The sequence below is a fragment of the Dokdonella sp. genome (genome assembly GCF_049593775.1).
Classification (GTDB): domain Bacteria; phylum Pseudomonadota; class Gammaproteobacteria; order Xanthomonadales; family Rhodanobacteraceae; genus Dokdonella.
On the sequence record NZ_JBAWHJ010000267.1, the window covers coordinates 1 to 12485 of the forward strand.

A 12485-nucleotide genomic window follows, 5' to 3' on the forward strand; every position below is an offset into this window, starting at 1 on the left:
AGGAAGCGGCTTCAGCCGCGATGCCTTGTATGACCGTTGGGCCATTGAGCGCCGGAGCGACACGAAAAGTGCATCGCGGCTGAAGCCGCTTCCTGCAGGAACTCAATCCTCAGGTCGAAATGGCCAGGCGTTCGCCGTTGTAGATTCGCGCGGTGATGAAATAGACCACGATGGCGGCCAGCGAGGTGCAGGCGACGCACAGGGCGATCTCGGAACCCGCCACGAATTCGCCGCGCATCAGGCGCGTGATCGTGACTTGCTGGCCGACCAGGGGCACGGCATACATCCAGGTTTCGGTCTTGAACGGGAATACCGACATCAGCAGGGTTGGTACGGCCGGCACGAACATCAGCAGTGACAGGTAGGTCTGCGCTTCGCGGAAGGTCTTGGCGAAAGCCGCAGCCAGGGTCTGCAACGAGGAGATCAGGAATACGAGCGGAAACATCGTCAGAAGGGTCAGCAAGGCGAAATGTGGACCGATCGAGAGTGTCATGCCGAGTTTCTCGGTCGGCATGAACTGGCCTGCGAATGAGAACGCGACGATGCTGAGCAACAAGGTGGTCAGTGCAAACGCGCCGGTTGCACCGAGCTTTCCGAGCAGGATCTTCGAACGCGCAACCGGATTGGCAAACAATGGTTCCAGCGACTGGCGCTCACGCTCGCCGGCCGTGGTGTCGATGGCCAGCGCCATACCACCAATGAAGGCACCCAGAATGAAGAAGTACGGCAGCATCGAGAACATCATGCCGCCTCGCGCCTGGGCCGTGGACTGGTCACGATTGGCCACCACGATCGGTCGCATGATCGATGGGGACAGCCCGCGCGCCAGCACGCGCATGGTCGAGGTGCGCTGGGCATAGCCATCGATGATCGCGCGCAATCGGGCTACCGATCCCTGCGCATCACGCTGTGATTCGTCGTAGATCAGCTCGACCTGAGCCGGCTCGCCCTTGCTCCAGGCCTCACCATAGGAATCCGGAATGCGAAGCACGAGATCGACTTCCTGCTCGCGCACCGCACGTTCGGGATCATCAATGGCATCTTCGATGATGATGCCGTTCTGTTTCAGCGCATCAATCAGGTTGGGTGCCTGCTCGGCGCCGATCACGGGTACCGGCAGCGGCTTCTCGGCCTTGTCGAGTTCGCGCGAAACAATGCCGTTGATCAGCAGGACAAAGATCAGCGGTGCCATCAGCGGACCGGTCACCAGCGTATTGAGCACGGTGCGCCGATCGCGAATGTTCTCGCGCACTTCCTTCCAGAAAACAGTCAGTATGGATTTCATGCTGCGAGTCCTTCTGCGGAGCCGATGACCTTGACGAAGGCATCTTCGAGATTGGGTGTGCCCGCCAGTTCGCGCAGTTCCTCGGGCGAGGCATCGGCGACTACCCGGCCATGGGCAATGACGACGATGCGATCACACAGCGCACCGACCTCCTGCATGATGTGGCTGGAGAACAGCACGCAACGGCCCTCGTCCTTGAGACGACGCAGGAAGTCGCGCATGGCACGGGTTGCCATCACGTCAAGGCCATTGGTTGGCTCGTCGAGAATGCAGTTCTTCGGATCGTGAATCAGGGCACGTGCGATGGCGGTCTTTACCCGCTGGCCCTGGGAAAAGCCTTCGGTGCGGCGCTCGGCAATTTCGCCCATGTCCAGTGCCTCGATCAGGGCATCGCAGCGCGAGCGGATAAGTGCCTCGTCCATGCCTTGAAGTCGCCCAAAGTATTCGATGTTCTCGCGTGAACTCAGGCGCTTGTAGAGACCACGTGCATCGGGCAGCACGCCGAGTCGGCGGCGCACCGCAATCGGATCGACAGCAGCATCGATTCCATCGACCATGACCTCGCCGCTATCGGGCTTCATCAAGGTGTAGAGCATGCGCAAGGTCGTGGTCTTGCCGGCACCGTTCGGCCCGAGCAATCCGGTGATCTCGCCGTCACGCGCAGTGAAGGACACCCCGTCGACTGCCTTCACGACGCCGAATGCCTTGTGCAGATCCTTGAGTTCAATCATGGCGCTGCTCCGTTGAAATCGATGAAGTGGGGTATCGGACCGAGCTCGTCGACGCAGGCGGCGTCGAGCGCCGCAGGGTCCAGCGTATCCATGAATTCACTGACCAGTTTCGGCAGGCAGCCGCGCCCGATCACGTTATGGCCCTGTCCCCTGGCGACGATGAGCCTCGCCTTGTCGAGATTCGCAATCACCTGTTCGCCATAACGCGGCGGCGTCACAGGATCGAGTTCGCCTTCGAGGACGAGCACCGGGGTATCGCCGCTTGCCGGTTCATTGAAGTCGGCCGGGCGCTCGCCATGCGGCCAGATCGCGCATTGCGTCCGCATCACTTCGACCATCTGGTTGCCAAGCAGGGTATCGGCGAAACCTTCATCGGCAACCAGCCGATCTGCATCTTCGGCGCAGACCACTGAAAGCTGCATGCCGCTGCCGGCCAGTTCTTCTACACCTTGCCCGATGACAGCCATCTGGCCCATCAGCGCTGCATCGTTTCCGGTGAGTGCCTGGGCCACCGTATGTGGAATCAGCGCGGCTGTTTCAGGCGAGTATGCGAACAGGCGAATCAAGCCGGCCAGGCCGAATGCATCGAGGCGTGCCGTGCGCGGTTCGAAGCTGACCGGATCCGGATAGCGCACTTCGCGCGGCTGTTCGCGCAACTGCTCATGCAATCGCATCATGTCCGCGTGCGGATCAGGAAAGGCCGCAACACAGGCCGCGCTGGCTGCGCAATTCGCAAACTGCGCCTTCAAGGCCGCATCCAGATTGCCTGCGAAGTCACCACCGAGCGCGAGTTCGTTCGGAACGACGCTGTCGAGAACGACGCTGCGCACGCCATCGGCATGGCGCTTCAGATAGTGCTGGGCGACTCGGGTGCCATAGGAGACACCCACAAGGTCGAAACGCGGTGCGCCAAGTGCCTGACGCAGCTCCTCGAGATCAGCCACTGCTTCGGTGGTCGTGTAGTAGCGCGGATCAGCATGCGTGCTGACTTCGGTGGCACACGCGCGGGTCAGCTCGGCCATGCGCTGCAGATTGAATTCCAGCATCGCCTCTTCGTCACCGAGCGCCTTGCATTCCAGCGCGTTCGACTCGCCAGTACCGCGCTGATCGAGCAACAGCACATGGCGATGCTTGCGCGCCGATGCCAGCGCTGGCGCGATTTGCGGCCAGCTGTCCACGGCGGATTGCCCAGGTCCGCCGGCGAGGAAGACGATAAAATCATCATCGGCTGCCGCGGGTGCCGTGATCAGGGCAAGGCGCAGCGAAATCGTGCGGCTGGCCGGATCCGCTCGATTCTCCGGCACCTCGAAAGGCGCGCAATACGCTTCGGTGGTCGCAGCCGAGTGCTTGCGCGCCAGCTGGCAGGATTTGAATTCCAGGCTGCCGAAGCGGATGGTCTCGGCAAGGGCCGGGACAAGATAGTCCCCGCGCGTCGAAGTCGGTGCAGCATCCGAGACCGAATCTCCACGCATTTTCGAATAGCCCAGCATGAGCACGACAAGCGCGGCAACGAGGGAAATCTGGTGGCTTTTTTTCATCGTTTTTCCAGCATCGGGTTCATGTGGCAAGGGTTTGTATGCGGACTGCGCTCAGGCTTCATCAGCGTTCTCGCCCTGCTGCCACCAATACTGGTAGCGAAAGCGCGTCCACAGCTGCGCGCCAATCCAGCTGGCCACCATCAAGATACTGGCGGCTGGCATGCTGATGACAACACCGGCGAGCAGCTCGAAGATGGCCAGCATCGTGATCGCACAAATCGAAATCGAGAACGCGATCGTCATGGCCTCCAGTTCGATGCGTTGACGCAGCTCATCGCGACGTCGCAATCGCTTGAGCTCGGCATGGGCCATGAACAGGATTGAAGGCATCGGCAACAAGGCGCATAGAGTGCGCATCAGGCCAGGCTCGAGCGACTTGCCCAGTAACAAGGCAACGATGACACTGCCGATATAGAAGACCGTCGCCGGCCCCATGTCGATCAGATAGCGTTTCCACAAGGTCATTGCACAGGGTCCGTATCAAGGATCAGGGGTGAAAATTGCTTCGATTGCCTCGCCGAACAGGCGCGCAATCGCGAACGCAAGAGGAAGACTCGGGTCGTACTTGCCGGTTTCGATCGCATTGATGGTCTGGCGCGACACCGTCAGCTGCGCTGCCAGTTCAGCTTGCGACCAGCCGCTGGCGCTGCGCAATTCACGCACGCGGTTTTTCATCGATAACGTGCCTGGGCCAGGATACGTGCCAGCACGTAGACCACCGACAGTGCCGGCAGGATCCAGATCAGCACGGTCTTGCCCTGCACGGCGAGCACATTGGCCCCGACCAGCAGGGACAGGGTCAGGCACCCCAGTCCGACCGTGATAGCGGCGACCGCCAGCGCTTCAAGATCGATTCGACGTTGCAGCTCATCGCCGGACCGGACCAGTCGCAGGACTTCACGAATCGAGAATCCGATCGCAATCACTGGCAACAGGCTGACCCCCGCGCGGATCAGGGTAGATGCATCGGCCAGCGGTTGCTTGAGTAGCCAGACGCTGAGCGCGGTCGTGGCCAGGTAGGCCAGGCTGGAGATCAGGCAACCGCGCAGGTTTCGGGTTTGTTCAGGGGCTGAATTCATGAGCCAATCGGTGTCAAGTAAGCTTGACACAAGCGTAAAGGTTCTCCCGGTCGAATGTCAAGGGCGCTTTACATTGATCTGGAAGCGCCGCGCTGTTCGGCCTTTCCGTAGGAAGCGGCTTCAGCCGCGATGCTCCTGTTCCTGATGTCCGATGAAAACGCATCTCGAGAAAAGGCACCGCGGCTGAAGCCGCTTCCTACGACGCTAAGAAGGTGCACCACGAATGATGGAAGTTCTTCGGCGGCCGGATAAACACTTGCGCCGCACCCGTGCACTACCCTGGATGCCCCACTCAACGCGACGAGATGTACTTCTCGCGGCGGATATGCGGTACCGGCAGGCCGGCTTCCTTCAGGGTTGCGAAGCTCTGATCGACCATGTCCGGGTTGCCGCACAGATAGACGATATCGTTCTCGATGCTGGGCTTTAGCGCTTCGAGCGCCACCTGCACGCGACCACGGACATCACCGGCTCTCGGTACTGCACGCGGTTCGCGACTGAAGCAGGGGTGGAAGCGAAATCCGGGCGTGGCCTCGGCGAAGGCGCAGAACTCTTCGCCATAAAGCAGATCCGCATCATTGCGTGCGCCGTAGACCAGCTCGAAGGTGCAACCACGGCTCTGCACGAGTTTTGCGATCAGCGGCAGCATGGCGCGATACGGCGTCACCCCGGTGCCGGTCGCAACCAGCACGTAGCGCGAATTGGTATCGGCGTCCATCAGGCAGAAGCGACCATAGGGGCCGCTGGCATCGACAGTCTCTCCAACCGCGAGATTGCCGAGCAAGGCCGTGGCCGCACCACCATCGACATAGGACACGGCGATTTCGATCTGGCTGATCGGCGTGCTGTCACCATGGCCGACCGTACCCACCGAATAGCTGCGTTTGGTCGGCTTGCCGTCGTCATAGTTGAAGTGGATCTGGATGAACTGACCCGGGATGAAGGCGAATGGCTCGCCATCGGCTCGCTCGAATGCCATGTGGCGCACGGCCGGGGCGATCATGTGGGCGGAGACCAGGCGAAGCGGAAATTGAATGATGGCCACGGCGAACTTGGGTACTGGAAGTAGCCCGCTATACTATCAGGGCCAGATCCGCCTCCTCGCCCAATCAAGCCTGAAATTCCCCATGAGCACACCTCCCGCGCTCGAAATCCACGAGCTGCGCAAGATCTACGCCGGTGGCGTCGAAGCCCTCAAGGGCGTTTCGCTGTGCGTGCAACCCGGTGATTTTTTCGCCCTGCTCGGCCCCAATGGCGCCGGCAAGTCGACCCTGATCGGCGTGGTCAGCTCACTGGTCAATGCCAGCTCGGGTTCGGTCAAGGTATTCGGCGTCGACATCGCCAAAGACCGCGAGGCGGCCATGCGCCTGCTCGGCCTGGTCCCGCAGGAAGTCAATTTCAACTTCTTCGAGAAGCCCTTCGACATCCTCTGCAACTATGCCGGCTTCTATGGCATTCCACGCGCGGAAGCCAAGGTGCGTGCCGAAGAGGAGTTGCGCCGCGCCCAGCTCTGGGACAAGGCACACACCATGTCACGCACGTTGTCGGGCGGCATGAAACGGCGCCTGATGATTGCCCGCGCGATGATGACGCGGCCGCGCCTGCTGATTCTCGATGAGCCCACCGCAGGTGTCGACATCGAGATCCGGCGCGGCATGTGGCGCACCCTCAAGGAAGTCAACGCGGCCGGCACCACGGTGATACTGACCACGCACTACCTCGAGGAAGCCGAAAGCCTTTGCCGCAATCTGGCCATCATCGATGGTGGGCGCATCATCGAGAACGGGCCGATGAAGACCCTGCTGGCCAAACTCGATGTCGAGGGCTTCATACTCGATATTGACGGTGATCTGCCTGCGCAGTTGCCAGGCATAGATGGGGTCACGATCCGCGCCGATGACAGCCACACGCTGGAACTTGAAATGCCGCGTGCGCGCGACCTCAACGGCGTATTCGCCAGTCTTGATGCAGCCGGTATCCGCGTGCGCTCGATGCGCACCAAGACCAATCGCCTCGAAGAATTGTTCGTGCGCCTGACCGGTGGCAAGGAGACGGCGACATGAGTAACCCATCGGCACATCCGAATCTCGTCGCGCTATTCACCATCGCGCGCCGCGAAGTCATGCGCATCCTGCGCATCTGGGGCCAGACCCTGGTCCCGCCGGCGATCACGATGACGCTCTATTTCCTGATTTTCGGCAGCCTGATCGGCAGCCGAATCGGCGACATGGGCGGCTACGACTACATGGATTTCATCGTGCCCGGCCTGGTCATGATGTCGATCATCCAGAACAGCTACGGCAATATTTCATCCAGTTTCTTCGGCGCCAAGTTCGGCCGCCACATCGAGGAGATGCTGGTCAGCCCAATGCCGAACTGGGTCATCCTCGGCGGCTACGTCGCCGGCGCGGTGCTGCGCGGCGTGCTGGTCGGCATCATCGTTTTCTGCATCGCGATGCTGTTTACCGACGTGCGCATTCCGCATCCGCTGATCACGATTGCCACGGTGTTGCTCGGCGCGACGATCTTCTCGCTGGCCGGCTTCGTCAACGCGGTCTATGCAAAAAAGTTCGACGACGTTGCCATCGTGCCGACCTTCATCCTGACCCCGTTGACCTACCTCGGCGGCGTGTTCTATTCGGTCAAGATGCTGCCGGACTGGGCTCAGGTCATGACCCACGCCAACCCGGTGTTCTACATGGTCAATGCGTTCCGCTACGGCCTGCTCGGCACCAGCGATATCCCGGTCTGGATCGCGTTTGCGCTGATGATCGGGTTTGTCGTCGTGCTCGGTGCGCTCGGACTGTGGCTGCTCAAGCGCGGGATTGGTTTGCGGAGCTGAGGTTCGCGGTCGGTTTCGAGGAGATTTCTGTTGGGGTTCACGTTCGCTCGCCACCAACCTGCGGTGAATCGAAATGCTGCGGAATTGCAGGTTGGTGGTGAGCTTGCGAACCCCAACATCTCCAGCATGACGGGAACGGGCATCGCGGCTTCCACCGACGGCCGAGACGCAACAGACCTTTGCTAGATCCCGAAGAAAGCCCGGCTCGTCGCGGTCGCGTTCGCTGCCGTCACTTCAACATCCTCACCGCGATCGCGCGCGAGTTCCTCGACGATATGCCTGAGGTACATCGGTTCGTTGCGGCGGTGTGAGGGTTTGGGCGTGACCGTGCGTGGCAGCAGGTAGGGTGAGTCGGTTTCTATCATGAGGCGATCGGCCGGGATCTCGCGCACGAGTTCGCGCAAGTGGGTGCCGCGGCGTTCGTCGCAGAGCCAGCCCGTGATGCCGATATGCCAGCCGGCGTCGAGATAGTCGACCATCTCCTCGCGGGTGCCGGTGAAGCAATGCACGACGACCTTGCCGAGGCGTCCGTCGAAGGCCTTCATCACGGCCATGAAATCGGCATGCGCATCACGCTGGTGCAGGAACAGCGGCTTGCCGCAGCTTGCCGCGATCTCCAGCTGGCGCTCGAATGCCTCGATCTGGACTGCCTGTGGCGAATAGTTGCGGTGATAGTCGAGGCCGGTCTCGCCGACCGCTTTCACGTGTTCGGACTGAACCAGCTCACGCAGCAGTGCGTCGGTGGCATCGTCGTAGTCGACCGCATGGTGCGGATGCACGCCAGCGGTGGCGAACAGCAGCACCGGATGCGACTGGGCCAGGGACAGCGCCATGCGGCTGCCAGGCGCACTGGCGCCGGTCACGACCATCTGGGCGACGCCATGGGCTTGCGCGCGCCCGAGGACCTGGTCGAAATCCGGTCGGAACGATTCGTGGGTCAGGTTGGCGCCAATATCAATCAGTTGCATGGGAGGCCTGCGCGGGTAGAACCTCCATTATGCAGACTGGCTCCCGATCCGCCCAGATCACGGTTTGAAAGACAAGGTTCATTGCCAATTCACCGCGTCACTGCGAGACTCGACGCGACAAATCCCATCTACGCTGGAGTGCCGCGATGAAATCACCTGTGCGTTTACTTATGGCCGCCGTTTTGGCAACAACAGCCGTATCCGCGTTCGCCGAAACCCGACTTCAAGCGGTCAATGATCCGGATCGAGCCGCGCGGGTCAGTGCGGCACAGTTGGAGCGGCAATCATTGTTGGCAAGGCGCGCTGAAGCGGCTGCGCCAAAGGCTGTAGCTGCGGTCAATTCGGCGACCCCTTCGCTGCCTACGCCGAATCCCTACAACACCTATCCTCCGAGCTGCCTGGCAGATCCGCTTCCGGATGTGACCAGCGGTCCTGTGTACAGCACAATCGCCAATCTTGCTGCCTACAATTCCAATGATGGATCATTTGTTCTTGAGGGCGTGACGATTCGGATCTGGCGCGTTGCCTGCAGCAGTTCAACTTTTTTCAACTCGGCAACCCTTATGCGGATTGAGCGCCAAGCTCAGTATGAGGGCGACGATGAAATCTATCCGTTGTTCCCTGGCGTGAATATCAAGCAGAGCGCGCCGGGCTACACCCAGCTTCCCCGGGTTGCGCTAGAACCCAACACCGTTGTCAGCGACGTCCTGCCAGATGAGCCGATTCTCTACAGCACCACATATGTGCTTGAGAACTATGTCGGCATCAATGCGGACTATTTTGATTACAACCTGCCCTTCAGTGTCCAGTTCAACAACTTCGAACTGAACAACAACCTTTTCTTCATCAACAATATCCCGCTCTACGACCCGAACAACGCCACCTATCCGGCCGCGTTCCAGAATCTGCCGATTTCGGGCTATCTGGCCACGGCCTACTACGACCCGGCTGCGAGCGGCGAAGGCATCGTCATGCAGGTGTTCCAGCGAACGGGTGAAATTGACAAGTTCGTACTCAACTTCACCTGGTCGGCCTATGATCCAAGCGGACTTCCGTTCTGGCTGACTGGCCAGGTCGATATCGCGCGCGGCGCCAAGGTGGCGACCTCGCCGATGGCCTACGTGACCGGTGGCGGCCTCGGCGGCAATGCCGGCGCGGCTGATCCGCCAACGATTTGGGGTACGGCGACGGTGAGTTTCCCGGACTGCAACAGCATGACGCTGCAGTACGCTTCCAACCCGGGCCTGCCGGCGTTCGTGCCGCAAGGCAGCGGCACACGCAACTGGATACGCCTGGCCAGCCTGAACGGCCTGCCCTGCGAGTAAGCCCACGGCTTCGAGAATTCGAAGAAAACGGCGCGACTTGTTCGCGCCGTTTTCATTTCAATCGCCCGAATCGGCGATGATGAGGCCTGACCTGAAGCACCGAATCGTCTTGCCCCCAGTCTCGTTTCCGATCGAAGAAGTCCTGCCGGCCCTGTGTGAGTCGCTGGTCGCGCATCCAAGGCTCGTGCTCGAGGCACCGCCCGGCGCTGGCAAGACCACCCAGGTACCACCGGCCCTTCTTGATGCCGCGTGGCTGGGCGACAAGCGCATCCTCATGCTCGAGCCGCGTCGGATCGCCGCGCGTGCTGCGGCCGAGTTCATGGCCGCGTCACGTGGTGAACGCGTCGGTGAAACGGTCGGCTACCGCATCCGCCACGAGTCGAAGACCTCCTCGGCAACACGCATCGAGGTGATCACCGAAGGTATCCTCACACGCCTGCTGCAGGCCGATCCCGAATTGCCCGGCATCGGAGCGATCCTGTTCGACGAATTCCACGAGCGTCATCTGCACGGGGATCTCGGTGCCGCGCTTGCGCTGGATGTGCAGGCCAACCTGCGCCCCGACCTGCGCCTGGTGATCATGTCCGCGACTCTGGACGGCGAACGCATCGCACGCTGGTTCGACGCGCCGCGCCTGAGCAGTGCCGGTCGCAGTTTCCCGGTGCGCATCGAACACCCGCCTGCACGCAGTGGCGAGGCCTGGCCCGAACGCGGCTGGACCTCGCATCTGCGACGCGTCGTCACGCAGGCCATGGCTGATCAGGAAGGCGACGTGCTGGTGTTCCTGCCCGGCCGGCGCGAGATCGAGCAGGCGCGTGCGGTACTTGCGGATATCAGCGCCGAGATCCTGCCCCTGCATGGCGAGCTGAGTCTGGCTGACCAGCACGCGGCTCTGGCAGCGGCGAAAGCGGGCACGCGTCGCGTGGTGCTGGCGACCAATGTCGCCGAATCCAGCCTGACCCTGCCCGGCATTCGTTCGGTGATCGATGCCGGCCTCGCGCGTGAACCGCGCTTCGATGCGAGCTCGGGGTTTTCGCGCCTGCAAACGATCAACATTTCACAAGCTTCGGCTGACCAGCGCGCCGGTCGCGCAGGACGAGTCGGGCCCGGCGTTGCCTATCGCCTGTGGCCGCAGAGTCGACGCCTGGATCCATCGCGCACGCCCGAGATTGCCCAGGTCGAACTGTCCCAGTTGCTGCTTGAGCTGAAGGCATGGGGTTCATCGGCACTCGACTGGCTGGACACTCCACCCACCGGTGCCACGGCGCAGGCACACGATCTGCTGGTCGCTCTGGGAGCAGTGGAGTCCGACGGAGCTATCAATGGTTTCGGTCGCCGCCTGCTGGCGTTCGGCACGCATCCGCGGCTGGCGGCTGCCGTGCTGCGTGCGAGCGACGCCGTAGCGGGGCTGGCCTGTGATCTGGTTGCCTTGGTCGAGGCGCGCAATCCGTTGCGCGGCCTTACCTCGCGTGATGACGATTTCAGGCTTCGCCTGCGTGCCCTGGACGCCTGGCGCAATCGCGATGGGCAAACCAGTCGTGAGCTTGGTGCCGACCGTTCCAGCCTGTCTGCAATCATCCAATCGGCTGATGCCTGGCGCCGCCGAGCCAGGACATCTGCATCACCTGCGAACACGGTCAGCCTGACCGCTGCAGGCGATCTGCTCATGCACGCCTTTCCCGACCGCATCGCACGTCAGGATCCGGTCAATCCGCGTCGCTACCAGCTTGCCAACGGACGCGGCGCGCGCCTTCTCGAGGAGAGCAGCCTGTTTGGCGAGCCGTGGCTGGTCGTCATCGACTTGCGCTACGAGGAGCGTGACAGCCTGATACTGGCCGCCGCACCGTTTGACGAAGCCCTGCTTGAACGCGAGTTTCCCCAATCATTCTTCGAACGGCGCAGCCTGCGCTGGAACCGCGACACCCGCGCGGTTGAAGCATTCGAGGAGCGCTGCTTCGCTGGCATCGTGCTGAACCGGCGCGGTGTGCCGGCGCGGCCTGAAGATGCCGTGCCCGCATTGATTGCTGCCGTGCGCGAACTGGGGCTGGGTGCATTGCCGTGGAGCGAACCTGCGCGCGAACTTCGCCAGCGCGTGGAATTCCTGCGTGGCGCCCTGCCGGATGCCGGACTGCCCGATTTTTCCGATGCGCAGCTGCTGGACACACTCGAACTGTGGCTGGCACCCGCGCTCGCGGACAAGCGCCGACTCGACACATTGCGCGCCGAGGCGCTCTCCGATGCGCTATCCGCGCAACTCGACTACGCGACGCGTCGCCTGCTCGATGAACACGCACCGGTGACGATCAGCGTGCCCAGCGGCATGCATCGACGCATCGACTATTCCGATACGGGACCGATCCTTGCGGTCAAGCTGCAGGAGCTGTTCGGCCTGACCGACACGCCACGCATCGCCAAGGGTCGAATCGCACTGACCTTGCACCTGCTATCGCCGGCCGGGCGACCTATCCAGGTGACCCGGGATTTACACGGATTCTGGGAGCGCACCTACCCGGAAGTGAAGAAGGAGCTCAAGGGCCGCTACCCGAAACATCCATGGCCGGAAGACCCCTGGACGGCGGTCGCGACACACCGGGCCAAGCCGCGCAGATGAACCAAGCGCGGGTAACAGGGTCGGAGTGGAATGGCATTGACTTAACGCTCGTCATTCCCGCGAAGGCGGGAAACGCTTCACAACAGCCGCATGGCTGGTCATCGCT

Annotated in this window: 12 protein-coding genes; 4 read left to right on the plus strand and 8 right to left on the minus strand. The window is 61.8% G+C overall.

Annotated features, from left to right (window positions below; genetic code table 11):
- Nucleotides 1-109 precede the first annotated feature (109 nt).
- The 7 genes from WBP53_RS09475 to WBP53_RS09505 all read right to left on the minus strand — a co-directional run bounded on the left by WBP53_RS09475 (nucleotide 110) and on the right by WBP53_RS09505 (nucleotide 5678).
- Nucleotides 110-1285: an ABC transporter permease gene (locus WBP53_RS09475; RefSeq protein WP_423928264.1), complete on the minus strand. Its 1176-nt coding sequence runs from the start codon at nucleotides 1283-1285 to the stop codon at nucleotides 110-112.
- Entirely contained in the window at nucleotides 1282-2016 is a 735-nt protein-coding gene (locus WBP53_RS09480) for an ATP-binding cassette domain-containing protein (RefSeq protein ID WP_423928266.1), read from the minus strand. Before WBP53_RS09480 ends, WBP53_RS09475 begins: the two co-directional genes overlap by 4 nt.
- Entirely contained in the window at nucleotides 2013-3554 is a 1542-nt protein-coding gene (locus WBP53_RS09485) for an alpha/beta hydrolase (RefSeq protein ID WP_423928268.1), read from the minus strand. Before WBP53_RS09485 ends, WBP53_RS09480 begins: the two co-directional genes overlap by 4 nt.
- A gap of 51 nt (nucleotides 3555-3605) precedes the next feature.
- Nucleotides 3606-4019, minus strand: a complete 414-nt coding sequence (locus WBP53_RS09490; RefSeq protein WP_423928270.1) for a hypothetical protein — start codon at nucleotides 4017-4019, stop codon at nucleotides 3606-3608.
- 15 nt (nucleotides 4020-4034) lie between these two features.
- Nucleotides 4035-4229: a helix-turn-helix transcriptional regulator gene (locus WBP53_RS09495; protein ID WP_423928272.1), complete on the minus strand. Its 195-nt coding sequence runs from the start codon at nucleotides 4227-4229 to the stop codon at nucleotides 4035-4037.
- On the minus strand, nucleotides 4226-4633 hold the full coding sequence (locus tag WBP53_RS09500; protein ID WP_423928273.1) for a hypothetical protein: 408 nt from the start codon (nucleotides 4631-4633) through the stop codon (nucleotides 4226-4228). Before WBP53_RS09500 ends, WBP53_RS09495 begins: the two co-directional genes overlap by 4 nt.
- Nucleotides 4634-4925: 292 nt before the next feature.
- Nucleotides 4926-5678: an FAD-binding oxidoreductase gene (locus WBP53_RS09505; RefSeq protein WP_423928275.1), complete on the minus strand. Its 753-nt coding sequence runs from the start codon at nucleotides 5676-5678 to the stop codon at nucleotides 4926-4928.
- A gap of 82 nt (nucleotides 5679-5760) precedes the next feature.
- Between WBP53_RS09505 and WBP53_RS09510 the strand changes: the two genes are divergently transcribed.
- Both WBP53_RS09510 and WBP53_RS09515 read left to right on the plus strand, forming a co-directional pair.
- Nucleotides 5761-6696 carry an ABC transporter ATP-binding protein gene (locus WBP53_RS09510; RefSeq protein ID WP_423928277.1) on the plus strand — a complete coding sequence of 312 codons (936 nt, stop codon included), beginning with the start codon at nucleotides 5761-5763 and terminating at the stop codon, nucleotides 6694-6696.
- Nucleotides 6693-7475 (plus strand): ABC transporter permease, encoded by a 783-nt coding sequence (locus WBP53_RS09515; RefSeq protein ID WP_423928279.1) that lies wholly within the window; start codon nucleotides 6693-6695, stop codon nucleotides 7473-7475. Before WBP53_RS09510 ends, WBP53_RS09515 begins: the two co-directional genes overlap by 4 nt.
- Before the next feature lie 182 nt (nucleotides 7476-7657).
- Here WBP53_RS09515 and WBP53_RS09520 read toward each other — a convergent pair whose 3' ends face one another.
- A complete protein-coding gene (locus WBP53_RS09520; RefSeq protein WP_423928281.1) occupies nucleotides 7658-8443 on the minus strand; it encodes a TatD family hydrolase in 786 nt (261 codons plus the stop codon).
- Between the two features lie 146 nt (nucleotides 8444-8589).
- Between WBP53_RS09520 and WBP53_RS09525 the strand changes: the two genes are divergently transcribed.
- Both WBP53_RS09525 and hrpB read left to right on the plus strand, forming a co-directional pair.
- Nucleotides 8590-9768 (plus strand): hypothetical protein, encoded by a 1179-nt coding sequence (locus WBP53_RS09525; protein WP_423928283.1) that lies wholly within the window; start codon nucleotides 8590-8592, stop codon nucleotides 9766-9768.
- 79 nt (nucleotides 9769-9847) lie between these two features.
- Complete coding sequence (hrpB, locus tag WBP53_RS09530) at nucleotides 9848-12379, plus strand: ATP-dependent helicase HrpB (RefSeq protein ID WP_423928285.1); 2532 nt, start codon at nucleotides 9848-9850, stop codon at nucleotides 12377-12379.
- Nucleotides 12380-12485: the final 106 nt, after the last annotated feature.